25 protein-coding genes are annotated in these 24,350 nt (G+C 44.1%); 8 read left to right on the top strand and 17 right to left on the bottom strand.

The annotated features are described in order from the left end of the window. The first annotated feature begins 53 nt into the window (after window positions 1-53). A complete protein-coding gene (locus ACFO0S_RS00150) occupies window positions 54-281 on the top strand; it encodes a hypothetical protein (protein ID WP_378138942.1) in 228 nt (75 codons plus the stop codon). 169 nt (window positions 282-450) lie between these two features. Here ACFO0S_RS00150 and rpsR read toward each other — a convergent pair whose 3' ends face one another. From rpsR to ACFO0S_RS00120, 6 genes are all read right to left on the bottom strand, one after another. Then, window positions 451-687 (bottom strand): 30S ribosomal protein S18, encoded by a 237-nt coding sequence (gene rpsR, locus ACFO0S_RS00145; protein ID WP_094941845.1) that lies wholly within the window; start codon window positions 685-687, stop codon window positions 451-453. Between the two features lie 51 nt (window positions 688-738). Beyond that, window positions 739-1,251, bottom strand: a complete 513-nt coding sequence (ssb, locus tag ACFO0S_RS00140) for a single-stranded DNA-binding protein (protein WP_378138939.1) — start codon at window positions 1,249-1,251, stop codon at window positions 739-741. A 36-nt stretch (window positions 1,252-1,287) separates the two neighbouring features. After that, complete coding sequence (gene rpsF, locus ACFO0S_RS00135; RefSeq protein ID WP_094941847.1) at window positions 1,288-1,578, bottom strand: 30S ribosomal protein S6; 291 nt, start codon at window positions 1,576-1,578, stop codon at window positions 1,288-1,290. A gap of 161 nt (window positions 1,579-1,739) precedes the next feature. After that, window positions 1,740-2,840, bottom strand: coding sequence for a redox-regulated ATPase YchF (gene ychF / locus ACFO0S_RS00130; protein ID WP_378138936.1), 1,101 nt, complete (start codon window positions 2,838-2,840; stop codon window positions 1,740-1,742). 59 nt (window positions 2,841-2,899) lie between these two features. Next, window positions 2,900-3,103, bottom strand: coding sequence for a DUF951 domain-containing protein (locus tag ACFO0S_RS00125; protein WP_378138934.1), 204 nt, complete (start codon window positions 3,101-3,103; stop codon window positions 2,900-2,902). Further along, window positions 3,090-3,974, bottom strand: coding sequence for a mechanosensitive ion channel family protein (locus ACFO0S_RS00120; protein WP_378138932.1), 885 nt, complete (start codon window positions 3,972-3,974; stop codon window positions 3,090-3,092). The genes ACFO0S_RS00125 and ACFO0S_RS00120 overlap by 14 nt, the downstream gene beginning before the upstream one ends. Window positions 3,975-4,056: 82 nt before the next feature. Between ACFO0S_RS00120 and yyaC the strand changes: the two genes are divergently transcribed. Further along, complete coding sequence (yyaC, locus tag ACFO0S_RS00115) at window positions 4,057-4,656, top strand: spore protease YyaC (protein WP_378138930.1); 600 nt, start codon at window positions 4,057-4,059, stop codon at window positions 4,654-4,656. Here the strand turns inward: yyaC and ACFO0S_RS00110 are convergent. The 11 genes from ACFO0S_RS00110 to rpmH all read right to left on the bottom strand — a co-directional run bounded on the left by ACFO0S_RS00110 (window position 4,595) and on the right by rpmH (window position 14,958). Then, a complete protein-coding gene (locus tag ACFO0S_RS00110) occupies window positions 4,595-5,299 on the bottom strand; it encodes a DUF554 domain-containing protein (protein WP_378138928.1) in 705 nt (234 codons plus the stop codon). The two genes, yyaC and ACFO0S_RS00110, sit on opposite strands and share 62 nt — an antisense overlap. 91 nt (window positions 5,300-5,390) lie before the next feature. Next, the gene (locus ACFO0S_RS00105) at window positions 5,391-6,236 is read right to left on the bottom strand and encodes a ParB/RepB/Spo0J family partition protein (RefSeq protein WP_378138926.1); all 846 of its coding nucleotides are present in this window, start codon (window positions 6,234-6,236) and stop codon (window positions 5,391-5,393) included. After that, window positions 6,229-6,990, bottom strand: a complete 762-nt coding sequence (locus ACFO0S_RS00100) for a ParA family protein (protein ID WP_378138924.1) — start codon at window positions 6,988-6,990, stop codon at window positions 6,229-6,231. Before ACFO0S_RS00100 ends, ACFO0S_RS00105 begins: the two co-directional genes overlap by 8 nt. 141 nt (window positions 6,991-7,131) lie before the next feature. Beyond that, a complete protein-coding gene (noc, locus tag ACFO0S_RS00095) occupies window positions 7,132-8,007 on the bottom strand; it encodes a nucleoid occlusion protein (protein WP_378138921.1) in 876 nt (291 codons plus the stop codon). 74 nt (window positions 8,008-8,081) lie between these two features. Continuing rightward, complete coding sequence (gene rsmG / locus ACFO0S_RS00090; protein ID WP_378138919.1) at window positions 8,082-8,798, bottom strand: 16S rRNA (guanine(527)-N(7))-methyltransferase RsmG; 717 nt, start codon at window positions 8,796-8,798, stop codon at window positions 8,082-8,084. A gap of 11 nt (window positions 8,799-8,809) precedes the next feature. Next, window positions 8,810-10,699 (bottom strand): tRNA uridine-5-carboxymethylaminomethyl(34) synthesis enzyme MnmG, encoded by a 1,890-nt coding sequence (gene mnmG / locus ACFO0S_RS00085; protein ID WP_378138917.1) that lies wholly within the window; start codon window positions 10,697-10,699, stop codon window positions 8,810-8,812. 22 nt (window positions 10,700-10,721) lie between these two features. Beyond that, on the bottom strand, window positions 10,722-12,107 hold the full coding sequence (gene mnmE / locus ACFO0S_RS00080; protein WP_378138915.1) for a tRNA uridine-5-carboxymethylaminomethyl(34) synthesis GTPase MnmE: 1,386 nt from the start codon (window positions 12,105-12,107) through the stop codon (window positions 10,722-10,724). A gap of 160 nt (window positions 12,108-12,267) precedes the next feature. Further along, on the bottom strand, window positions 12,268-13,086 hold the full coding sequence (jag, locus tag ACFO0S_RS00075) for an RNA-binding cell elongation regulator Jag/EloR (protein ID WP_378138913.1): 819 nt from the start codon (window positions 13,084-13,086) through the stop codon (window positions 12,268-12,270). After that, window positions 13,083-13,817, bottom strand: coding sequence for a membrane protein insertase YidC (yidC, locus tag ACFO0S_RS00070; protein WP_378138956.1), 735 nt, complete (start codon window positions 13,815-13,817; stop codon window positions 13,083-13,085). The genes jag and yidC overlap by 4 nt, the downstream gene beginning before the upstream one ends. Window positions 13,818-13,868: 51 nt before the next feature. Continuing rightward, entirely contained in the window at window positions 13,869-14,225 is a 357-nt protein-coding gene (gene rnpA / locus ACFO0S_RS00065; RefSeq protein ID WP_378138911.1) for a ribonuclease P protein component, read from the bottom strand. A 598-nt stretch (window positions 14,226-14,823) separates the two neighbouring features. Beyond that, window positions 14,824-14,958, bottom strand: coding sequence for a 50S ribosomal protein L34 (rpmH, locus tag ACFO0S_RS00060; protein ID WP_094941861.1), 135 nt, complete (start codon window positions 14,956-14,958; stop codon window positions 14,824-14,826). A 538-nt stretch (window positions 14,959-15,496) separates the two neighbouring features. Between rpmH and dnaA the strand changes: the two genes are divergently transcribed. From dnaA to gyrA, 6 genes are all read left to right on the top strand, one after another. Continuing rightward, entirely contained in the window at window positions 15,497-16,849 is a 1,353-nt protein-coding gene (dnaA, locus tag ACFO0S_RS00055) for a chromosomal replication initiator protein DnaA (RefSeq protein WP_378138908.1), read from the top strand. 167 nt (window positions 16,850-17,016) lie between these two features. After that, window positions 17,017-18,153 carry a DNA polymerase III subunit beta gene (gene dnaN, locus ACFO0S_RS00050; RefSeq protein ID WP_378138906.1) on the top strand — a complete coding sequence of 379 codons (1,137 nt, stop codon included), beginning with the start codon at window positions 17,017-17,019 and terminating at the stop codon, window positions 18,151-18,153. 104 nt (window positions 18,154-18,257) lie between these two features. Then, window positions 18,258-18,479, top strand: a complete 222-nt coding sequence (gene yaaA / locus ACFO0S_RS00045; RefSeq protein WP_378138904.1) for a S4 domain-containing protein YaaA — start codon at window positions 18,258-18,260, stop codon at window positions 18,477-18,479. A 1-nt stretch (window position 18,480) separates the two neighbouring features. After that, on the top strand, window positions 18,481-19,608 hold the full coding sequence (gene recF / locus ACFO0S_RS00040; protein WP_378138902.1) for a DNA replication/repair protein RecF: 1,128 nt from the start codon (window positions 18,481-18,483) through the stop codon (window positions 19,606-19,608). A gap of 37 nt (window positions 19,609-19,645) precedes the next feature. Beyond that, entirely contained in the window at window positions 19,646-21,565 is a 1,920-nt protein-coding gene (gyrB, locus tag ACFO0S_RS00035; protein WP_378138954.1) for a DNA topoisomerase (ATP-hydrolyzing) subunit B, read from the top strand. A gap of 82 nt (window positions 21,566-21,647) precedes the next feature. Further along, on the top strand, window positions 21,648-24,167 hold the full coding sequence (gyrA, locus tag ACFO0S_RS00030) for a DNA gyrase subunit A (protein ID WP_378138900.1): 2,520 nt from the start codon (window positions 21,648-21,650) through the stop codon (window positions 24,165-24,167). Window positions 24,168-24,350: the final 183 nt, after the last annotated feature.

The following is a 24,350-nucleotide window of genomic DNA, read 5'->3' as shown; positions in this document are numbered from 1 at the left end:
TTGCTAGGAAGATCTTCCCCACTATTGGTTTTAAATGGAGATGAGACGGTTGGATGGTTCATCCGCTCATGTTGTTTGCTAGTATGGTGAAACGCACGAGTTGGGCTGGGATTCGCACTAGCTGGGGCGATATTCGCACCAGTTGGGCTCCCCAGTCCGTTCTTCGCTTTATCCCCGCACCAGTTGGGCTGGTATTCGCACCAGTTGAGACAGTATTCGCACTAGCTTGCCTCCCCAGTCCGTTCTTCGCTTTGTCTGCGCACCAGTTTGAAGAAGAATAGGCAAGAATCTAGAGTATTTTGACTCCAGATCCCTGCCTATTCCCTTATCTCATTACTATAGAGGTTAGAGCATCTGGAGTCTTTCTATCTTATCCAGCCTTACCCAGCACATCCTCTTCACTTTATAGAAAAACACCTGCCGGAAAATCCGACAGGTGTGTGTGGTATCTTATCTCTCTTCAGCTGTAAATGGTAATAGAGCCATGATACGAGATACTTTGATCGCACGTGTAAGTTTGCGTTGATACTTCGCGCTAGTTCCTGTCACACGACGTGGAAGAATTTTTCCACGCTCAGACACGAATTTTTTCAACAAATCTACATCTTTGTAATCGATGTGAGTGATGTTGTTGCTAGTGAAGTAACAAACTTTACGGCGTCGTTTGCCTCCGCGACGTGGTGCCATATTGGTTGCCTCCTTTTTCGTTATCAAGTAATCCGTAAGAGATGCCGATTCTTAGAACGGTAGATCGTCGTCAGAGACTTCGATTGGCCCGCTGCTTGCAAATGGGTCATCGTCCATACGGGTATAATTTTGCTGATTCGATGGTTGGTTTGAACCATACTGATTAGAATTATTGTTGTAATTCGATTGCGGTGCATTTCCGTAAGGAGCAGCTTGTTGTCCGCGCTCGCCTCCGCCAGATGCATTACGTGGTTCTAGGAACTGCACGCTGTCTGCAACGACTTCTGTTGTGTATACACGCTTGCCGTCTTGTCCTTCATAGCTTCCTGTTTGGATGCGGCCTTCCACGCCAGCAAGACTTCCTTTTTTCAAGAAGTTTGCCGTGTTTTCAGCTTGTTTGCGCCAAACAACACAGTTTATAAAATCTGCTTCACGTTCACCAGACTGGCTTGAAAATGTACGGTTTACTGCAAGAGTAAAACGTGCCACGGCAATTCCGTTTGGTGTGTAACGCAGCTCCGGATCTTTCGTCAATCTGCCTACTAGTACAACTCGGTTAATCATGTGTGCAAACCTCCCTCATCAGCGATCGTTGAATTCTTATTTCTCGTCAACGCGAACAGCAATGTGACGGATAATGTCTTCATTGATGTTAGCTAGACGTGTATACTCATCGATTGCTTTAGAATCTGCATTTACTTTAACGATTTGGTAGAAACCTTCACGCAAGTCGTTGATTTCATAAGCTAAGCGGCGTTTACCCCACTCTTTTGATTCGATGATCTCAGCGCCGTTAGAAGTAAGGATTTCGTTGAAACGCTCAACTAGAGCTTTCTTCGCCTCGTCTTCGATTGCTGGCTGGATAATGTACATTAATTCGTACTGTCTCATCTATTCTGCACCTCCCTATGGACTTTGGCCGGTTTTGACGCCGGCAAGGAGCAAGTAATTGTATTACTCACATCAATGAATTGTATCATATTGGGAAGTGGATTGCAATGAATAAAAAAAAAGAGTTTCCCAGCTATTTGGACTGAGAAACACTTTTTTAGTTACACGTTAAAACGGAACAACATGACGTCGCCGTCTTGTACCACATATTCTTTTCCTTCTGAGCGCACTTTTCCAGCCTCTTTCGCTGCTGGCATAGAGCCTGCTTCGACTAAGTCATCATACGCAACCGTCTCTGCACGGATGAATCCGCGTTCGAAGTCCGAGTGAATGACACCTGCACATTGTGGTGCTTTCATTCCTTTACGGAACGTCCACGCGCGTACTTCTTGAACACCAGCTGTGAAATATGTAGCTAACCCAAGTAAGCTGTACGAAGCTTTGATCATTTGGTCAAGACCCGACTCTTCAATGCCTAGCTCTTCTAAGAACATTGCTTTCTCGTCATCTTCAAGAGCTGCCATCTCTTCTTCGATCTTCGCACAGATCACAATTACTTCAGCGCCTTCCGCTGCAGCAAACTCACGAACTTTTTCAACGTACTCGTTCGAGCCGCCGTCCATGATGTCGTCTTCCGATACGTTCGCTACATAAAGCATTGGTTTGATTGTCAATAAGTGAAGACCTTTGATAACTTTTAATTCATCATCTGATAGTTCCACAGAACGAGCAGAATGCCCTGCTTCGAATGCTTCCTTCAGTTTCGATAACACAGGCTCTTCAATAAGAGCCTCTTTGTCTTTTTGCTTCGCCATCTTACCGACGCGTTGCAAACGCTTATCAACACTTTCAAGGTCCGCTAAGATCAGTTCCAGATTGATGACTTCGATATCAGCAATCGGATCGACCTTTCCTGCGACGTGTGTCACATTCTCATCTACGAAACAACGAACGACCTGACAGATCGCATCTACTTCGCGGATGTGAGAAAGGAACTTGTTTCCAAGACCTTCCCCTTTTGAAGCGCCTTCTACGATACCTGCGATATCGGTAAATTCAAATGCTGTCGGAACAGTCTTCTTTGGTTCAACCATCTCAGTCAATTTATCTAAACGTGCATCAGGTACTTCAACAATTCCAACGTTCGGATCAATCGTCGCGAATGGATAATTTGCTGCAAGTGCGCCTGCTTTCGTAATTGCATTAAATAGTGTAGATTTACCGACGTTCGGCAATCCAACAATTCCAGCTGTTAACGCCATAGGTTCTCCTGCCTTTCTTTATTCAACTTACCAATTATACTGATTTTACCATGCTCTGTCTATTGTTCCTCGTGATGAACCAGTACCTTCTTCATCTTCTTCTCGAAATCACGTCTTGGAATCATGACGCTGTGTCCGCACCCTTCACATTTGATACGGATATCGGCTCCCATCCGGATGACCTTCCAGGCATTCGTTCCACAAGGGTGCTGTTTCTTCATCTCCACCACGTCATTCAAATGAAACTCTTTACTTGGTTGCATTCGTGCTTCCTCCTCCGGCTTTCTGTTCAAAGACCACCATTTTCTGATACGGAATTTCAATATTGTGCTCTTCAAGGAATCGTTTGATATCCCGGCGAATCATACGTCCCACTTTAAAGTGATTCATCGGAAGGGTTTCTGCAGCAATTCGCATGACGACATCTGAAGTACCCAGTGCCTGCACACCTAGTAGGTCCGGACGTTTCACAAGTTCCGGATACTTTTCTTCTGCTCCATCTAAGAATACATTGATCAAACGTTCTACTTCATCTACGTCCGATTCATAGGCGACAGATACATCGACCATAATGAGCGAGTTGTAAACAGAGTAGTTGATGACTTCAGAAATGTTTCCGTTTGGAATGATATGCAGTTCACCCGTATACGTTTTAATCTTCGTTGTTCGTAACCCGATTTCTTGAACAGTACCGTTCGATTGATTGATCATCACCGTATCGCCTACACCGAATTGATCTTCAAAGATGATGAAAAATCCTGTGATGATATCTTTCACCAAACTCTGTGCACCGAAACCAATGGCAAGACCTGCAATCCCTGCCCCAGCCAGCAGTCCAACTACGTTGATACTCACTGCAGAAAGAATGGCTAAAACCCCTGCGAAGTACACGATATACGTGAGACCATTTTGAAGTAACTTAATCAGAGTGTTCTGTCTACGCTCGGTATACCCAATGGGTGTCTTCGAACGTAAAACCATTACACGTTCGATGGCTTTCTTCCCGACCTTCACTACAATGGCCATCAAGACGAGAATCACCAAAATCTTGAGCATCGCCATTCCCACACTAATCCACAGCGCTTCATTTACAACGAACTCCACAGTTCGCTCCCACATTCGATTGAAATTCATAGAGAACCTCCTCTATTTGATGAATAAATTTGTGTACGTTACATACACTGATAGAACTTACTTGTGAAAGGTGGTCCCCCCTATGAAAAAACCACTCTATTCGATTCATTATGAGCAACAAGGTGTGATTTGGAAACTCAGTTCAGCCTTTCTCGAGCATCTTCCATTTCATGATCCTGACATGGTATTCCTTTGTATTGGTACAGATCGTTCAACGGGTGATTCACTCGGCCCGCTTACTGGTTCATTCTTATCGTTGTACAAAAGTTTTCCTTTTCCGATAATCGGAACGTTAGAAACGCCTGTGCATGCACTGAACTTACCTACAGTTGTTAGTCATTTAAACGATTCTCAAACCACAGGGCCAATTGTTGCCATTGACGCCTGTCTAGGACATCATTATGCAATCGGTGACATTTTACTAGAAAAGGGACCTCTATGGCCAGGCAAAGCTGTCCAGAAAGAGCTTCCCGCTATTGGTGAATACAACATAAAAGTGATTGTGAATCATTTGCATGGCGACAGCATCGAAACACTTCAGACGACGCGTCTTCTTCATACACAGGACCTTGCACGTGTTGTCGCGAATGCCCTGTTTCTCGCCTGGCATCGTTATTGTTCTACACAGCAAACGTCCAAGCCACATACAGAGCTACAACTAACAGACTTGGCAGCAAATTAGCCACGCGTACTTTGGTTATTCCAATCAGGTTGAAACCAATGGCCAGAATCATGATGCCACCCGTTGCAGTCATTTCACTTAAAAAAAGTGTCATGGCTTCATCGGGTACGAGGCGTGTGATCTGAGTGGCAAATAACGCGATGCTCCCTTGATAGATAAATACCGGTATTGCTGACAACAGCACACCGATGCCAAGAGTTGCGGATAAAAGGATGGACGTAAATCCATCAATAATTCCTTTACTAATGAGCAGTTCATGGTCATTCCGGAGACCGCTATTTAACGCGCCTAAGACGCCCATGGCTCCGATAACGAAAATGAGTGTCGCTGTGACAAATCCTTGCGCAATGGCCCCTTCTTGTCCCCCTCGACTCATCTTTCGTTCCAACCATTGACCGAGTCGATTCAGTTGTTTATCCAGATCCCACCATTCACCGAGAACCGCCCCTATTACTAGACTGATAATAACGATGAGAAAGTTGGTGCTCTCTAGAGACATTTGAATGCCCATCACGGCAACTAAGAGACCAATGGCATACATGACCGTTTCTTTCATCCGTTCAGGAATGCCTTTTAATAAACGACCTAAAATCGCTCCTAGTATAATCAATCCTGCATTTATCAATGTTCCCCACAATACCACGTGTCATCCCTACTTTTCGTATACTACCCTCTCTAGTTGCTACATAAAAAGGAAACCTATTCCCTCACGTGTGGAATAGGTTGTTCATGCATTATGTTTCAAGCAGTTCCAAAATCCGCTCGAGGTCTTCTTTGGAGTAAAAATCAATTTCAATTTTCCCCTTCTTCTGATCTTTCGAAGGGACAATCTTCACTGCTGTGCCAAAACGTTCACGCAATTCGGATTCTTTTTCGAGGGTGAAAATATCTTTCTTGTCTTTTGTAATTGTTTCACGTGGAACATTTTCATTCAAACGCTGCACCAACGATTCTAACTGACGAACATTCAATTGTTCCCGTTTCGTCTTTTCTAAAATCAATGGAATGTTCTTTTTCTTTTTTAGACCAAGCAACGCTTTTCCATGGCCCATGGAAATATGACCTTCTGAGAGGGCCTGTTTTGCTTCTTCCGGAAGGACGAGTAATCGCAAATGGTTGGCGATATGAGGACGACTTTTCCCTAGACGGAACGCAAGTTGCTCTTGTGTCAATTCAAGGGTATCCATCAATTTCTGATACGCTTCCGCTTCTTCGATTGCCGTTAAGTCTTCGCGCTGCAAGTTTTCTAGAATCGCCAGTTCCATCATTTCCTGGTCGTCTAGACTGCGAACGACCGCTGGGATTTCTTTTAAACCAGCCAGTTGTGAGGCGCGGAATCGACGTTCTCCCACCACAATCTCAAATTTTGCTCCTTTTTTGCGTAACATGATGGGTTGAAGTACCCCATGTTCTTTGATTGAAGCACTTAATTCCTCGAGCGCCTGCTGATCAAAAATTTTACGCGGTTGATAAGGATTTGGTTTGATTAGTTTCAGGTCAACTTGTTCGACGCGTTCTTCTGTATTTCGGTCTTCTCCTGGAAATAGTGCATTAATGCCCTTCCCCAATCCTTTAGCCATGCTTAATCACTTCCTTCGCAAGTTCCAGGTACACTTCGGCACCCCGTGATTTTGGATCGTAAATAATGATCGGCTCTCCATGACTTGGCGCTTCAGAGAGTCGCACATTTCGTGGAATAATCGTTGTATAGACTTTATCTTGAAAGTATTTTTTCACTTCTTCAACGACTTGAATCCCTAAGTTCGTCCGTGCATCAAACATCGTCAGCAACACACCATCAATGGCCAATTGTTTATTTAAATGCTTTTGAACAAGACGGATGGTACTGAGGAGCTGACTAAGTCCTTCTAATGCATAGAACTCGCACTGTACCGGGATAATAATGGCATCAGAGGCAGTTAGTGAATTGATCGTTAATAAGCCGAGAGACGGCGGACAATCAATGATTACGAAATCATAATACGGGCTGACTTCTTCAAGAGACCGTTTCAAACGCACCTCTCTGGAAATCGTAGACACGAGTTCAATTTCGGCGCCTGCTAAGGAAATCGTTGCAGGTACAATATGTAGGTTCTCTACTTTTGTTTCCACAATAATGTCTTTCACGGGTACATCATCAATCAATACGTCATAAATACACTGATCGACTTCTCCTTTATTTACGCCGACCCCACTAGAAGCATTTCCTTGAGGATCTATATCTACCAACAAAACCTTTTTGCCCAAATATGCAAGGCAGGCACTGAGGTTAACGGATGTAGTGGTCTTCCCTACTCCGCCTTTTTGATTGGCTATGGCGATAATTCTTCCCACACTTGCACCTTCTTTCTTCTCTCATCTCTTTCATTCTATCAAATTTTTCTGTTTTTAGTATGACATGTAGGTTACAATAGCAAATTTTCTAATAAAAAACCCCAAAAGCCAGATGAAGTTCTGCTCTCGGGATTGTTTTATTTATTTGCGTTTAGGTATTTTAATGACCATTTGGTAGTAATCTTCTCGATCTTCTTCTTGTGTTTCAAAATCAATACCACTTTTTGATATCATCGATAACGAATGTTTTAATGTGTTTAATGCAATACGTACATCTTTATTGACATGCTTACGACGTGGTTTTAAAGGTTTTTTCTCAGCAGGTAGTTCTTCTTGTTGCATCGCAACAATTCGTTCTTCTACTTGTTTCACGCTGAGTTGTTCTGTAATGATTTCTTTTACTAATGCTAGCTGAACAGGCTCTTCTTTTATTTTCATAAGGGCTCGTGCATGACGTTCAGACAACTCTTTATTTAAAATAGCTTGCTGCACTTCTTGTGGAAGCTTCAATAGACGTATCTTGTTTGCGACAGTCGATTGGCCTTTCCCTAAGCGCTGAGCCAGTGCTTCTTGTGTTAATTCATGGAGTTCAATCAGTTGCTGGTAGGCAAGTGCCTCTTCAATGGCGGTTAATTCTTCCCGTTGTAAATTCTCGATTAATGCCACAGAAGCCGTTTCTTTATCGGATAAATTTCGAACGATTGCGGGAACTTCAATCCATTCCAGTTTCTTCATCGCTCGGTAGCGACGCTCCCCTGCAATGATTTCATACTGGCCTTCTGCTATCTCTCGAAGAACAATCGGTTGAATGACGCCATGCGTCCGAATGGTCCGCGCAAGCTCCTCTATCTTGGTATCGTCAAAAACCGTACGCGGTTGGTATTTGTTAGGAACAACCTTCTCTATAGGAACTTGTACCACTTCTTCCACTGCTGTCGAAGCTGCGGCTTCCGTTACGGTCGGTTTCTCTTTCTCTTTATCCGTTCCGCCGAAGAGTCTGGAAAAAGGACTTTTCATCGCACTGTGCACCACCTTCTCTAACTAATCTATCACAAATGGGCAGAAGATTAAATGTTTCACGTGGAACAATTTTACTGAATGGGACTTTTATTCGGTGTGCCCGGTTTTCGTGGATACTTCTTTGGTGTTGTTTTTGTTTTGGCAAATACATAAATGGTGCGATTACTTTCTTCCACTGGTAACTGGAAATCAAATTGGTCGGCCTTTTCCGCACCAAGAGTTTGAAGTGCTTTTTTCGCATCCTTCAGTTCATCTTGAGCAGATGCGGCTTTCATGGCAACAAATCGCCCACCCACTTTGACAAGTGGCACGCATAGTTCTGCAAGAACTGAAAGACGTGCGACTGCTCGTGCAGTCACGACATCAAATGCTTCTCGATACTTCGGCTGTTGACCAAATTCCTCAGCACGGGCGTGAACGAATTCCACCTGTTCAAGACCTAGCTCTTTACTTAAATGCTGTAAGAACGAGATACGTTTGTTCAGGGAATCGACAATTGTGACACGCATTTCTGGGAAACAAATTTTCATAGGTAAACTTGGAAATCCGGCTCCAGCGCCTACATCACACACAGTAAGTGACTGTGAAAAATCGACGTAAAAAGCAGCAGAAATGGAATCGTAAAAGTGTTTTAGATACACATCTTGTTGATCTGTAATAGCCGTTAAGTTCATCTTCTCATTCCACTCCACAAGCAGTTCAAAATAGGTATGGAACTGCTTGATTTGATGGTCTGTTAGATGAATGCCCTTTTCAGCGAGGGCGTCTATAAATTGTTGTTCATTCATGGGAGTTCTCCTTAGCTTGAGACTTTCGCGATTCGACCTTGTTCAATGTAAACAAGAAGGATCGAGATGTCTGCCGGATTGACACCAGAAATACGAGAAGCTTGAGCAATGGAAAGCGGCAAGACTTCTTTTAATTTTTGACGTGCTTCAGTTGCCAGTCCTGAGATGGCATCGTAATCAATCTGTTCAGGGATTTTTTTATTTTCCATCTTCTTCAGTTTATCGACCTGTTGAAGAGACTTTTCAATATACCCCTCGTATTTCACTTGGATTTCAATCTGTTCTTTAATATCTTCCGTTAATTCAACTTCAGAAGGAACAAGTTGCGCAACCAAGTCATAGTTCATCTCTGTGCGTTTCAAAAGATCCGTTGCACGAATTCCATCTTTTAGTTCACTACCACCTACCGAACGAATCAATTCTTGCGTCATTTCATTCGGCTTAATAATGATCGAACGAAGTCGGTTCAATTCGTTTTCAATCGCTTCTTTTTTCGCTGTAAAGCGTGCGTGACGTTCATCAGAAACGAGTCCAATTTGGTGTGCCAGGTCCGTTAAACGAAGATCGGCATTGTCATGACGCAATAAGAGGCGGTATTCTGCACGAGATGTGAGGAGACGATATGGTTCATTTGTTCCTTTTGTCACTAAATCATCGATGAGCACACCGATGTAAGCGTCTGAACGGCTAAGAACGACTTCATCTTCCCCTTTTGCTCGGCGTGCTGCATTGATACCTGCCATCAGTCCTTGACCTGCTGCTTCTTCATATCCAGACGTGCCGTTGATCTGACCGGCAGTATAGAGGTTTTTAATTTTTTTCGTTTCAAGCGTTGGCCACAATTGTGTAGGAACCATTGCATCGTATTCAATCGCATAGCCTGCACGCATCATTTCCGCTTTTTCAAGTCCTGGAATGCTCTCGAGTAAACGACGTTGAACGTGTTCAGGAAGGCTTGTTGAAAGCCCTTGTACATAGACTTCTTTCGTGTTGCGCCCTTCTGGCTCCAGGAAGATTTGGTGACGCGGTTTATCGTTAAAACGTACGACCTTATCTTCAATCGATGGGCAGTAACGCGGGCCTGTCCCTTTGATCATCCCAGAGTACATCGGAGACAAGTGAAGATTTTCTTCGATGATCTGATGCGTCTGCTCTCCTGTATATGTCAACCAACATGGAAGTTGGTCCACAATGAACTCCGTTGTTTCAAAGCTGAATGCACGAGGAACGTCATCACCCGGCTGAATTTCAGTTTTCGAGTAATCAATTGTATTGGAATTCACCCGTGGTGGTGTCCCTGTTTTAAAACGGACTAAGTCAAAGCCTAGGTCACGTAAATTATCTGCTAATTTAATAGACGGCTGTTGATTATTTGGACCTGATGAATACTTTAAGTCCCCAATAATGATTTCACCGCGTAGGAATGTACCTGTTGTAATAACGACGGTTTTTGCTTTATAAATAGCACCGACTTGTGTGATTACACCTGTCACTTCTTCATTTTCAATAATCAGTTCTTCAACAACTGCTTGGTGGACAGACAGATTTGGCTGTTCCTCCATCAGACGTTTCATCTCTTGTTGGTAAAGGACTTTGTCTGCCTGTGCACGTAATGCACGAACAGCAGGTCCCTTCCCTGTATTTAGCATACGCATTTGGATGTGGGTGCGGTCAATCACTTTCCCCATCGCTCCGCCTAGCGCATCAATTTCGCGGACAACAATCCCTTTTGCCGGTCCTCCGACAGACGGGTTACATGGCATAAAGGCAATCATATCTAAGTTAATGGTTAGTGCCAGTGTTTTGGCACCCATATTGGCTGCAGCAAGTGCTGCTTCAACACCAGCGTGTCCAGCACCGATGACAATCACGTCATAGTTTCCGGCTTCAAACGTTCGCATGGGTAGTTCCTCTTTTCTCTTCTTATTTCCCGAGGCAGAACTGGGCAAAGAGTTGATCAATCAGGCTTTCTTCTACTGTATCCCCGACGATCTCTCCAAGTATTTCCCACGTTCTAGTAACATCTATTTGAATCATATCCACTGGCACACCTGATTCTGCGGCGTCCAGAGCATCTTGTATGGTTGTTTTTGCTTGATGAAGCAAGGCAATGTGGCGGGCATTTGACACATAGGTCGCGTCCCCACTCTGCATTCCCCCTTGGAAGAATAACGCCGCAATCTCTTTTTCCAGCTCGTCAATGCCCTCATCTTGCAAAATAGAGGTCGTGACGATGCGACGATGACCGACAAGGGTTTCGAGCTCCTTATAGTCTAGTTGACCTTCTAAATCGGTCTTATTGACGATAACGATTGTTTCCATACCGTGTGTCGCTTCAATGAGGCGTCTATCTTCATCTGTAATGGTTTCTGCGTGATTCATCACGAGAAGAATCAGATCAGCTTCTTTCAACACTTTGCGTGAGCGCTCGACACCGATACGTTCCACGATATCTTCCGTCTCTCGAATCCCCGCTGTATCCACCAATTTCAGCGGTACACCGCGTACATTGACATATTCCTCAATAATATCCCGCGTGGTTCCTGCAATATCTGTGACAATAGCTTTGTTTTCTTGAATCAGGCTATTGAGTAACGAAGATTTTCCGACGTTCGGGCGTCCAACAATCACTGTCGCAAGGCCTTCTCTTAGAATCTTTCCTTGCACACTGGTCTCTAGTAACTTTTGAATTTCTTCTTTGACCCATGTCCCTTTTTCAATCATTAGCGGAATGGTCATTTCTTCGACATCGTCGTATTCTGGATAGTCGATATTGACCTCGACTTGCGCCAATGTCTCGAGAAGAGCTTGACGCAACGACTGAATCAAGCGGGACAGGCGTCCGTCCATTTGTCCGAGTGCCACGTTCATGGCTTTATCTGTTTTCGCTCGGATGAGGTCCATGACAGCTTCCGCCTGCGACAGGTCAATTCGTCCATTTAAAAAGGCACGTTTTGTGAACTCTCCAGGCTCTGCCATGCGTGCTCCGCCTTGCAAGACCAGCTGCAACACTTGGTTCACAGTCACAAGGCCTCCGTGACAGTTGATTTCTATGACATCTTCACGCGTAAATGTCTTGGGCCCCCGCATGAGGGACACCATGACTTCTTCCACGATTTCTTCTGTTTCAGGATGCACCAGATGGCCGTAGTGAATGGTATGTGTTGGGGCTTTGGTTAATTGTTTCGCAGAGGGAGAACGAAATACGCGATCTGCAATTGAAACCGCCTCTGGACCACTCAGGCGAACAATGGCAATCGCACCTTCTCCCAGTGGTGTAGAAATGGCTGCAATTGTATCAAATTCCATATCGATTGTCTCTCCTCTTTTGCTTACTTATCCACAAGTGGATAAGCTTCCGGTTTTTCGACTCACTAACTTATTACAATAGCATATTTTTGTGGAAAACTCTAGTTGCTGAGCTTCTGAAAATAGACAAAAAAAGAAGCCCTCGAGGGGCTTGCTTTTGTTATTGCATCGGTTCAATCACTAAGTAACGGTTTGGATCTTTTCCGACCGAGTACGTATCGATGTCAACGTGCGTAGACAGTGCATGGTGAATGATTTTGCGTTCGTACGCATTCATCGGTTCGAATTCAACCCGTTCACCCGTGCGACGTGCTTTATCTGCCATCCGTTCTGCCAACTGTTCGAGTGCTTCTTTCCGCTTCTCGCGGTAGTTCTCGACATCCATCTTCACGATCATGAAGTTGCCAGAGTACTTGTTCGCAACAAGCTGTACAAGATTTTCAAATGCATTCAATGTCTGTCCGCGTTTGCCGATCAGTTGAGCGGCTTTCTTGCTGTTCAGTTGGAAGTGAACGTATTTCCCTTCGACTTCGTACGTAACGTCTAGGTCGTCAATGCCCATACCTTCTGTCACTTGTTTCATATAAGCAATGGATTCTTCGATCGCCTGCGCATTGGATGCACTGCGATCATCTTCTGCTTCCACTTCCGGTATAGTATCTTCGACCACGTCCGGTTGTGTCAGCTCTTCCTGATGATCAACGACCGGTTCTTCAGCTGGTTCTTCTTGGGAAAGCGTTTCAACAACTGGAGTTGATGCTGATTCTGGTTCAGATGATAAAGGAGTCAGGACGGATGTCTTTTCTTCTTCTTTCACACTCACGATGACAACTGCAGGCTTCGCTCCAAGACCGAGAAAGCCTTTTTTACCTTCATCTAAAATCTTAATGGAAGCTTGGTCACGACGAATTCCAAGCTCCGTTAATGCTTGTTGAATTGCCTGTTCACTTGTTGCTGCAGTTTGCGTGGTGGATCTCATCTCTTTTTCCCTCCCGTTTCAACTGGAACCGCCTTTGGTTTATTCCAAGGCTTGTAAATGACTAAGTTTTGAATCAGTGAAATGATATTCCCGATTACCCAGTACAATGTCAATGCGGATGGTAAGATCAATCCGAATCCGACAATCATGAACGGCATGATGTACATCATCATTTTCATTTGTGGGTTGTCCATTGCAGGACCTGTCATCAATGTGACTAATTGGAATACACCCGCTAAGATAGCAAGCGTCACACTTGGCTCTGCCAATGGGAAAATCAAGAAGTCACCTAAATTGATTTCAGGTGTTGCATTCATTCGGCTAATTGCGTGGTAGAACCCAATTAAGATTGGCATTTGAATTAGTACAGGTAAACATCCAGCTGCTGGATTAACGCCTTTACTTTTAAAGAGCTCCATCATTTCCGCTTGATATTTTTGCTGTGTTTGCGCATCTTTTGAGCTGTACTTTTCACGTAATTTCGCTAACTCCGGTTGAATCTCCTGCATCTTTTTCGAACTTTTCGTCTGTTTAACTAACAGCGGTAAAATCGCTATTCGGATAATAACGGTTACGGCGATAATCCCGAGTCCGTATGTTCCGAACAGATTTTTAAAATAGGTTATTGCGGAAACGAGAGGCCATACAATGTATTCGTTCCAGAAACCTGTCGATTCATCGTAGATCGGATCGTTAAATTCTGTACACCCTGCTAGAAATAAGACTGTCATGACGAGCAGAGCTAAAAGAAATTTCTTTTTCACCTTTTGAATCCCCCTGATTTATCTTTTCTTCATCTTACCATTCATTCGATATACTTTTGCGATTTGTAAAACGTGTTCGAGACTTTTTTTTGTCTGATGAAAATCGAATGTGGCCGCCGGATTTCTGGCGATAATAATATAGTTGGCGGGCTGAACATCGTCTTTCAGCTCAAGAAAGGTTTGGCGTATGTATCGCTTAATCCGATTCCGCGTGACGGCGTTCCCTACTTTCTTGCTGACCGATAGGCCGATTCGAAAATAAGGTTTTTCCGTAGGAAGGACGTAAACGACAAACTGTCTGTTGGCATACGAGGTCCCTTTTTTAAAGATCTGCTGAAATTCTTTGTTGTCTTTGATCCGCTGTTTATTGTTCATGGATCGTGACCTTCCTTTATATATGTGGGGTGTAGAGTGCATAGCTGTGCACTCTTTTTTGCCGAGCAGTTTCCATAATACCAGTTGTGGTTGATGGAAGACGAATCATGGCCAATTAATTGAAATTCATGGCTAATAAAACTCGTTTCATGGCTAATGAATGGTCGCTCGGGTAGCTTCATATCTAGCATTATCGAGTTGCGCAACCTAGAAACACACTCAAAAATCAGTCGCACCCGATGAGACAAAGGACGCCTCTTCGGGTACGCCTGATTTTATCGAAGTTTCTGGAGCAGGCTGCTCCACATCTAGAGTTATCGAGTTGCGAACGCTAGAAACCCCTTCACTAAGCCGTGACCTCCAGAAATGCAAAGTGCGCATTTTTGGAGCCCCCGTCTTAGCTCTGGATTTCTGAAAGAGCGTTCTCCACATCTAGTAGTAATCGAGTTGCGCAGGCTTGAAATCCACGCCAAATGCCATCGCGGCCATTGAGACAAAGAACGCCTCCCTGTCCACGCTGTCATTTGACAGAATTTCAGAGCGAGCCTGCTCCACATCTAAATATACTAAAAAAAAATCCACTGAAGGTTCAGTGGACTTATGCTGATAATACTTTTCTTCCTTTAGCACGGCGTGAAGCTAATACGCGGCGGCCATTCTTTGTGCTCATACGTGCACGGAAACCGTGAACTTTGCTGCGTTTACGTTTATTTGGTTGGAATGTACGTTTCATTGTGTAAAACACCTCCTGCTTTGACTATTCTTAAATATCTCTAGACAGTCTTGACTATTATACTGAAATCTCGTCTGAAATGTCAACGGCGAATTTCAACTTTACCTCGAGCATCCCCAGGAGTTATCCACAGCGTCGACAAGAACTTGCAATTTTCGATGTGAATAGGTAAAATCACAAATCTAAGTTATCAACATCCCTTACAAACAGGTTTTACACATATACCACCCTGTGGACAACTGTGATTGTGTATAAATCAGGCTTTGTGGATAAGTTCAATCAAGTCTTGTCAGTACTAGTGAAAAATGATATGCTAATTGTGTTTTACTCTGTACATAAAAAATGTGCTTAATTGAGTTATCCACATGTGTGAGTAAAGTGTGGATAATATATTTCACAGTGTGTGTAAAGTTTTATCCACAGCTCTCAGCATTTGTTAATAAGTTTATATACTTTTATGCACCCTGTCGAAATATGACAGGTGTTTTTAAGCTTTTTTATAAAATTGTTTGTATAAAGAGAAAGGAGTGGAACCTAGTTGGAGCATTTAGAGGAACTCTGGGGTCAAGTTCTGAAAGAAATGGAGAAACAAGTTTCTAAACCTAGCTTTGAAACATGGCTGAAGTCTACGAAACTGCTTTCCTATAAACAAGACACCCTTACCATCGCTGCCCCGAACTCATTTGCACGCGATTGGCTTGAAATCCATTATGTACACCAGATTGCAGCCATATTGCACGAATTAACGGGCAAAGAAGCGATGATTTCCTTCGTCGTTCCGAAAGATCAGAACCTCGAAGAGTTTGATATACCGGCTCCTAAGCCAACTGTATCTCAAGATGATCAGCCTGATTTCTCACCAGGCATGCTGAACTCGAAATACACGTTTGATACATTTGTTATCGGTTCAGGAAATCGTTTTGCCCATGCAGCTTCGCTTGCTGTCGCTGAAGCACCTGCTAAAGCATATAATCCTCTGTTTATTTATGGGGGCGTAGGACTTGGAAAGACCCACTTGATGCACGCCATCGGACATTATGTACAAGAGCACAATCCAAATGCCAAAGTGGTGTATTTGTCGTCTGAAAAATTCACGAATGAGTTCATCAACTCGATCCGTGATAACAAGACCGTGCATTTCCGCAATAAATACCGCAATGTAGACGTCTTGCTAATAGATGATATTCAATTCCTTGCTGGAAAAGAATCAACACAAGAAGAATTTTTCCATACATTCAATGCATTGCATGAAGAATCGAAACAAATTATCATCTCGAGTGACCGTCCGCCAAAAGAGATTCCGACACTAGAGGACCGCTTGCGTTCACGTTTCGAATGGGGACTTATTACAGATATCTCACCACCGGACCTTGAAACACGTATTGCGATTCTTCGTAAAAAAGCACGTGCTGACGGAATTGATATCTCCAATGACGTCATGATGTATATTGCGAATCAAATTGACTCCAACATCCGTGAGCTTGAAGGCGCGCTCATTCGTGTCGTCGCGTATTCTTCTCTTATTAACCGGGATATCAGTGTCGACTTGGCAGCGGAAGCTTTGAAAGACATCATGCCGAACAATCGTACACGTGCTATCACCATATTGGACATTCAAAAAGTGGTGGGAGAGCATTACCATATACGCTTAGAGGATTTTTCTGCGAAGAAACGTACAAAATCCATTGCCTACCCACGCCAGATTGCAATGTATTTGTCACGTGAGTTAACCGATTTTTCGTTGCCGAAGATTGGGGAAGAGTTTGGAGGTCGTGATCACACAACAGTGATTCATGCGACTGAAAAAATCTCGACACTGTTAAAAACGGATGAGACATTAAAGAATGAAATTAAACAGATCAAGAGTCTGCTCGGACGTTCATCTGGATAATGTGGATAACTCCTTTTTTAATGACTGACTTACAAACAAGTTACGCACATGTGGATAATTAGGTTTTTCTAAGGGAAAATGCACTTATACACATATTCACAGTGCCTATTACTATTACTTATATTCTTTATTTAAAATAAATATGTATATTAGGAGCTGATTTCAGCGTGAAATTTGAAGTGATGCGAGATCGCTTACTCGAGGCATTAAATAATGTCATGAAAGCGGTAAGCTCAAAAACTACTGTCCAAATCCTAACGGGAATCAAGATTGAAGCGAAACAAGAGGGAATTTACCTTACAGGAAGTGACGCGGATATTACGATTCAAACATTCATTCCGGTGGAAGAAGATGGGGAACAGATTGTCCAGCTGACTCAAACTGGCTCCATCGTTTTACAAGCGCGTTTCTTTAATGAGATCGTTCGTAAGTTGCCAACCAATGATGTGATGATTGAAGTAAAAAATAACTTCCAGACAGATATCCGATCTGGAAAATCCGAGTTTCACTTAATCGGACAAGATGCGAACGATTATCCACTCCTTCCTCAAATGGAAGAGGACCAATCGTTTACGATACCTGCTGAACTGGTGAAATCGATCATTCGTGAGACGGTCTTTGCTGTGTCGACTTCTGAAAGCCGTCCTGTACTGACAGGGGTGAACTGGCAGATTAAAGACGGCGAATTAATGTGTGTCGCAACAGACAGCCACCGTTTAGCAAGACGCTCGACAAAACTTGAAAATGGTCCGTCGGAGGCCTACAATGCCGTCATTCCAGGGAAGAGCTTGAATGAGCTGAACAAAATTTTGGAAGACAACAGTGATCCAGTGGAGATCGTCTTGACGTCTCAACAGATTCTCTTCAAAGCGGGGAACGTGTTGTTTTACTCTCGTCTGCTTGAAGGGAACTACCCGGACACAAGCCGCCTGATCCCGTCTGAACATAAGACACTTGTTGTGGTAAATGGTCGCGCGCTTCACCAGGCAATCGACCGTGCGTCACTACTTGCTAGAGAAGACCGCAACAACGTAGTCCGTTTCACTACACAAGGTCAGTCCGCTGTGGAAGTCTCTTCAAACTCTCCGGAAATCGGAAAAGTTGAAGAGCAAGTGCTGGCAGAACAAATCGAAGGGGAAGAGCTAGTCATTTCCTTCAGTGCGAAATACATGATGGATGCCCTAAAAGCGATTGAAGGGCATGACGTTCAGATTCAATTTACAGGCGTGATGCGCCCGTTTATTTTGAAATCTGCACATGATGATGCCATCCTGCAACTTATTCTTCCTGTACGAACGTATTAACCCAAAACAAGGAGCAGCCCAAACCGGGCTGCTCCTTTTACTTATCCCTCAAAATAAGGTAAAATGGAGTGATAATGACTTTTAGAAAGAGTGGGTATCGAACGATGAATGAAATTCGATTTGATTCGGAGTATATTACGCTCGGTCAAATGCTGAAAATGATTGGCGCAATTGATTCCGGCGGGATGGCACGACCTTTTCTTCAGATGAACACGGTTTTCGTCAATGGAGAAGCAGAAGATCGCCGCGGGAAAAAATTACGTACAGGAGATGTCGTCCTGATTCCTCAGCACGGCAAATTTAAGCTGATTGGACCTGAAGCCTAATATGCATATCCAATCGCTAGCGCTCTCTAATTATCGAAACTACGAGACGGCAGAAGCAGAATTTTCAAAGCATGTAAATGTTTTCCTTGGTGAAAATGCACAGGGCAAAACGAACATGATGGAAGCGATTTATGTCCTTGCGATGGCGAAATCACACCGCACGTCAAACGATAAAGAATTAATACGTTGGGACGCGGATTATGGTAAAATTAAAGGTGATGTTCATAAAAAATATGGACCTGTCCCTTTTGAATTAACCATTTCCTCAAAGGGGAAAAAAGCGAAGGTCAATTATCTCGAACAATCTCGATTGAGCGATTATATCGGTCAGATGAATGTGGTGATGTTTGCACCGGAAGATCTGAATCTTGTAAAAGGAAGTCCGCAGGTGAGAAGACGATTTTTAGATATGGAAATCGGACAGATATCACCTGTGTATTTGCATGACCTTTTGCAGTTCCAGAAAATTTTGAAACAGCGGAACCACATCTTGAAACAGAACCAAGGAAAACCTTCGTTCGATGATGTGACCTTTTCCATTTATACCGAACAATACGTCGAGGCTGCCGTAAAGGTGATTGCAAAGCGCATGCAGTTTATGAAGCTCTTGCAAACATGGGCAGAGCCTATTCACCATGGTATTTCCCGAGGTCTCGAACAGCTAAACATTGTCTATCAGTCGACTGCCGGACTGGACTTAGATGCACCAACGGACGTATGGAAGCAGCAACTGATCGATAAGCTTGAAAAATCGAAGCGGAATGAACTCCATAGAGGAACGACGTTATACGGACCTCACCGCGACGACTTGCAGTTTATCGTCAACGGCTACGACATCCAGACGTATGGCTCTCAAGGTCAGCAACGGACGACCGCTTTGTCGTTAAAACTTGCGGAGATTGAATTGATTCACCAGGAAGTGGGCGAACCGCCGATTCTTCTGCTTGATGATGTATTATCTGAACTCGATGACTTTCGGCAGACACACTTATTAAATACAATTCAAGATAAAGTCCAGACATTTGTCACGACAACCAATATAGATGGCCTCACGCATGAGGTCGTACAGCAAGCCAAATTGTTTCATGTGGAACATGGTTCGATCAAAGAAAAATCACATGTGGAATAGATGTGCCAATTAGAAAGAGTAGGTGAGTCACTTGGCAATGGAAGAAAAAGAAATTCAAACATCGTATGATGCGGATCAGATTCAGGTATTAGAAGGATTAGAAGCTGTTCGAAAACGCCCTGGGATGTATATCGGTTCGACCAGCTCAAAAGGTCTCCACCATTTAGTCTGGGAAATTGTAGACAATTCCATTGATGAAGCATTAGCCGGCTACTGTGACCACATCACGGTAACGATTGAGAAAGACAACTGGATTCGCGTAGAAGACAACGGTCGAGGCATTCCAGTCAGCAACCACGAAAAGATGGGAAAACCTGCTGTTGAAGTCATCATGACGGTACTCCACGCAGGTGGAAAATTCGGTGGCGGAGGATACAAGGTATCCGGCGGTCTCCACGGAGTAGGTGCGTCCGTTGTGAATGCTCTTTCTGAGCATGCAGAAGTCATCGTTAAACGAGACGGCAAAGTCCATGAAATCAAGTTCGAACGTGGAGCTGTGACACAGCCGCTGAAAGTGATTGGCGACGCAGACGCAACAGGTTCAACGACACGTTTCAAAGCCGATCCTGAAATCTTCACAGAAACGACAGTCTATGAATTTGATATTCTAGCAAACCGTATCCGTGAACTGGCCTACCTGAACCGTGGTCTTGCGATTACGATCCAAGATGAGCGTGAAGGGGAAGAACAGAAAAAGACATTTCACTACGAAGGCGGAATCAAATCGTATGTCGAACATTTGAATGCGAAAAAAGAGCCTATTCATGAATCTATCTTTGTAGAGGCAGAACGAGAAGGCATTGCCATTGAAATTGCCATGCAATATAACTCAGGTTACAATGCGGCCATTTTCTCTTTTGCGAACAACATCAATACGTACGAAGGCGGAACGCACGAGTCCGGATTTAAAACCGCGTTGACTCGTGTCATCAATGACTACGCACGTAAAAATAATATTTTAAAAGATGCTGAAACCAATTTGACAGGGGACGATGTGCGTGAAGGGCTAACAGCCATCATCTCCATCAAGCACCCGAATCCGCAGTTCGAAGGGCAGACGAAGACGAAGCTCGGAAACTCCGAGGTCAGTCAAATCACTAACAGCTTGTTTTCGGAAGGGTTTGAGCGTTTCCTCCTTGAAAACCCATCGGTTGCACGTCAAGTCGTCGATAAAGGAATGATGGCTGCTCGTGCACGTGTCGCTGCGAAGAAAGCACGTGAATTTACACGACGCAAGTCTGCTCTTGAAGTATCGAGCTTGCCAGGGAAACTTGCCGACTGTTCATCTCGTAATCCAGCAGAGAGCGAACTGTACATCGTAGAGGGTGACTCTGCAGGTGGTTCAGCAAAATCAGGTCGTGACCGTCACTTCCAAGCGATCCTGCCTCTTCGCGGGAAAATCTTGAATGTCGAAAAAGCACGTCTCGACCGTATCTTAGGAAACAATGAGATCCGCGCCATGATTACCGCACTTGGGACAGGAATTGGCGGAGAATTCAATCTGGAGAAGGCACGTTACCATAAAGTCGTCATTATGACAGACGCGGACGTCGATGGTGCCCACATCCGGACCTTGCTCCTTACGTTCTTCTTCCGTTTCATGCGTCCACTGATTGAAGCGGGCTATGTATATGTTGCACAGCCACCACTCTATCAAGTGAAGCAAGGAAAGCATATTGAATACTGTTACAGCGATGATCAGCTTCGAGCGATCCTTGATCGTCTTCCGAAGCAGCCAAAACCAAACGTTCAGCGTTACAAAGGTCTTGGGGAAATGAACGCAAATCAACTCTGGGAGACAACGATGGATCCAGAGTACCGCACATTGCTGCAAGTCAACTTAGAAGATGCGCTTGAAGCAGACTCAGTTTTCGAACAGTTAATGGGAGACGATGTGGAACCACGCCGTCAGTTCATTGAAGACAACGCTGTGTATGTGAAAAATCTAGATATTTAACAACAAGCTCCACATCTCGTCTGTTGCTTAGGCGAGATGTGTGATTTCGTTTAGGTGAGGAAAGAATGGGAGGTCAACCAGCATGTCAGAAGTACCGAATAAAGGCGTAAGAGGGATCAATATCAGTAACGAGATGAAAACATCGTTCCTTGATTACGCGATGAGTGTTATTGTCTCACGTGCGTTACCAGATGTACGAGACGGATTAAAGCCGGTGCATCGCCGTATTCTTTATGGAATGCAAGAACTCGGAAATACACCGGATAAATCATATAAAAAGTCAGCGCGTATCGTCGGTGACGTAATGGGGAAATATCACCCTCACGGCGACTCCTCTATTTACGATGCAATGGTACGTATGGCACAAGATTTCAGTTACCGTTACATGCTTGTCGATGGTCACGGGAACTTTGGGTCTATTGATGGTGATGGAGCAGCGGCGATGCGTTACACCGAATCCCGTATGTCCAAAATCGCGATGGAAATGCTGCGCGATATTAACAAAGATACAATCGATTATAAAGATAACTACGATGGCCAAGAGAAAGAGCCAGCGGTTTTACCGAGCCGATATCCGAACTTACTCGTCAACGGAGCTTCCGGAATCGCCGTAGGGATGGCAACCAACATCCCTTCTCATAACTTAGGTGAAGTGATTGACGGGGTTCTTGCACTTGCGGAAAACCCTGCAATCACGATTGATGAACTGATGGAATTTATTCCTGGTCCGGATTTCCCGACAGGTGGAATCATTTTAGGACGTAGTGGAATTCGTCGCGCGTACGAGACAGGTCGCGGATCCATCATTACGCGTGCCAAAGTCGAATTCGAAGAGAAGGCGAGTGGCAAACAAGTCATCATCGTCAAAGAAATTCCGTATCAAGTCAATAAAGCTCGTCTCATTGAAAAAATCGCCGAGCTTGTGCGTGATAAGAAAATTGAAGGCATCACTCACTTGGCGGATGAATCTGACCGAGATGGGATGCGTATTGTCATCGAGCTACGTAAAGATGCCAACACGCACGTTCTACTCAATAATCTATACAAACAAACACAACTTCAAACAAGCTTTGGTGTGAACATGTTGGCTCTCGTCGACAACCAGCCAAAAGTGTTGAACTTGAAAGAAGCTCTTTACCATTATCTTGAGCATCAAAAAGTGGTCATTCGTCGTCGTACACAGTTCGACTTGAATAAAGCAAAAGACCGTGCACACATTTTGGAAGGCTTACGTATTGCACTCGATCACATCGATGAGATCATCGCACTCATCCGTGCATCTCAAACTGGAGATGAAGCAAAACGTGGCTTAATGGAGAAGTTTGAGCTTTCTGAGCGTCAAGCACAGGCCATCCTTGATATGCGTCTCCAACGTCTAACAGGACTCGAACGCGATAAGATTGAAGAAGAATACAATGGTTTGATTGAATTGATCAAAGAATTGACATTCATTCTTGAAAATGAGTACCGCGTTATTGAAATTATCCGTGAAGAGTTAATGGAGATTCGTGATAAGTTCTCCGATGCTCGCCGTACGGAGATCATGGCTGGTGGCGCAGAAATCATGGAAGATGAAGATCTCATTCCGGAAGAAAACTCGGTCCTAACATTAACAAATAAAGGCTACATCAAACGTTTACCGGTCAACACATACCGCAGTCAGCGTCGCGGTGGCCGAGGTGTGCAAGGTATGGGAACCAACGAAGATGACTTCGTGGAACACTTACTGAACACGTCGACACACGATACGATCCTGTTCTTTACAAACAAAGGGAAAGTCTATCGTGCACGAGGCTTCGAAATTCCCGAGTATGGACGTACAGCAAAAGGCTTACCACTCGTCAACTTATTGAACATTGAACGAGATGAGCACGTGACGGCCATGATTCCGATGTCTTCATTTGAAGAAACGGAATACTTCATCTTCACGACACGTGAAGGTGTGACGAAACGTACACCGGTAACGGCATTCGCGAACATTCGCACGAATGGATTGATTGCGGTGTCGCTTCGGGAAGAAGATGAGCTGATGGCGGTTCGACGTACAGACGGCGAACAAGATATCATCATTGGAACGCATCAGGGTCGTTCGGTTCGTTTCAAAGAAACAGATATTCGATCAATGGGACGTACAGCAGGTGGCGTACGCGGAATCAAACTCCGTGAAGGTGACTTCGTCGTCGGTATGGAAATTTTACGCGAAGACCAAGAAGTTCTGGTTGTGACGGAAAACGGCTACGGAAAACGTACGGCAGCTTCTGAGTACCGTCTTCAATCTCGTGGAGGATATGGTATCAAGACATGCCAGATCACGGAGAAGAACGGGAAGTTAAGTGCGTTGAAGACAGTAGATGGATCGGAAGACTTGATGCTAATCACTCTTCAAGGCATGTTAATCCGAATGGCTGTAGAAGATATCTCTATGACTGGACGAGCTACGCAAGGCGTTCGCTTGATGCGTTTAAGTGAAGAAGAGAAGATCGCCACAGTCGCGAAAGTACAAAAAGAAGAAGAGGAAGATGAACTGTTAGAAGGCGTGGAAGCAACTGACGAAACAGAGGCGGAAGCAACAGATACAGAGACCTCTACTATAGAAGAATAACTAGTAAATAAAACTAACTTATGATTTTATAAGTTAGTTTTATTTTTTTAGAAAAACATTGTTGACGGATGGACCTATTCTTGTTATGATAAGTAGGTCGCTAAGGCAAGGCATACATGACTATGAAAAAAGTTATTGACTTCCGGTTCGGAAGTTGGTATACTTTAAAAGTTGTCTCAAACG

This window comes from Chryseomicrobium palamuruense, assembly GCF_042649045.1.
Lineage (GTDB): Bacteria > Bacillota > Bacilli > Bacillales_A > Planococcaceae > Chryseomicrobium > Chryseomicrobium palamuruense.
Note: the sequence above shows the minus strand (reverse complement) of the source record. Positions and strands in the feature narration are given on the sequence as shown.

Bases quoted from the DNA above. Each gene is read 5' to 3' on its own strand.
- ACFO0S_RS00150 (WP_378138942.1), top strand. From the start codon at position 54: ATGGTTCATCCGCTCATGTTGTTTGCTAGTATGGTGAAACGCACGAGT.
- rpsR (WP_094941845.1), bottom strand. From the start codon at position 687: ATGGCACCACGTCGCGGAGGCAAACGACGCCGTAAAGTTTGTTACTTC.
- ssb (WP_378138939.1), bottom strand. From the start codon at position 1,251: ATGATTAACCGAGTTGTACTAGTAGGCAGATTGACGAAAGATCCGGAG.
- rpsF (WP_094941847.1), bottom strand. From the start codon at position 1,578: ATGAGACAGTACGAATTAATGTACATTATCCAGCCAGCAATCGAAGAC.
- ychF (WP_378138936.1), bottom strand. From the start codon at position 2,840: ATGGCGTTAACAGCTGGAATTGTTGGATTGCCGAACGTCGGTAAATCT.
- ACFO0S_RS00125 (WP_378138934.1), bottom strand. From the start codon at position 3,103: ATGCAACCAAGTAAAGAGTTTCATTTGAATGACGTGGTGGAGATGAAG.
- ACFO0S_RS00120 (WP_378138932.1), bottom strand. From the start codon at position 3,974: ATGAATTTCAATCGAATGTGGGAGCGAACTGTGGAGTTCGTTGTAAAT.
- yyaC (WP_378138930.1), top strand. From the start codon at position 4,057: ATGAAAAAACCACTCTATTCGATTCATTATGAGCAACAAGGTGTGATT.
- ACFO0S_RS00105 (WP_378138926.1), bottom strand. From the start codon at position 6,236: ATGGCTAAAGGATTGGGGAAGGGCATTAATGCACTATTTCCAGGAGAA.
- noc (WP_378138921.1), bottom strand. From the start codon at position 8,007: ATGAAAAGTCCTTTTTCCAGACTCTTCGGCGGAACGGATAAAGAGAAA.
- rsmG (WP_378138919.1), bottom strand. From the start codon at position 8,798: ATGAATGAACAACAATTTATAGACGCCCTCGCTGAAAAGGGCATTCAT.
- mnmG (WP_378138917.1), bottom strand. From the start codon at position 10,699: ATGCGAACGTTTGAAGCCGGAAACTATGACGTGATTGTCATCGGTGCT.
- mnmE (WP_378138915.1), bottom strand. From the start codon at position 12,107: ATGGAATTTGATACAATTGCAGCCATTTCTACACCACTGGGAGAAGGT.
- jag (WP_378138913.1), bottom strand. From the start codon at position 13,086: ATGAGATCCACCACGCAAACTGCAGCAACAAGTGAACAGGCAATTCAA.
- yidC (WP_378138956.1), bottom strand. From the start codon at position 13,817: ATGACAGTCTTATTTCTAGCAGGGTGTACAGAATTTAACGATCCGATC.
- rnpA (WP_378138911.1), bottom strand. From the start codon at position 14,225: ATGAACAATAAACAGCGGATCAAAGACAACAAAGAATTTCAGCAGATC.
- rpmH (WP_094941861.1), bottom strand. From the start codon at position 14,958: ATGAAACGTACATTCCAACCAAATAAACGTAAACGCAGCAAAGTTCAC.
- yaaA (WP_378138904.1), top strand. From the start codon at position 18,258: ATGAATGAAATTCGATTTGATTCGGAGTATATTACGCTCGGTCAAATG.
- recF (WP_378138902.1), top strand. From the start codon at position 18,481: ATGCATATCCAATCGCTAGCGCTCTCTAATTATCGAAACTACGAGACG.
- gyrB (WP_378138954.1), top strand. From the start codon at position 19,646: ATGGAAGAAAAAGAAATTCAAACATCGTATGATGCGGATCAGATTCAG.
- gyrA (WP_378138900.1), top strand. From the start codon at position 21,648: ATGTCAGAAGTACCGAATAAAGGCGTAAGAGGGATCAATATCAGTAAC.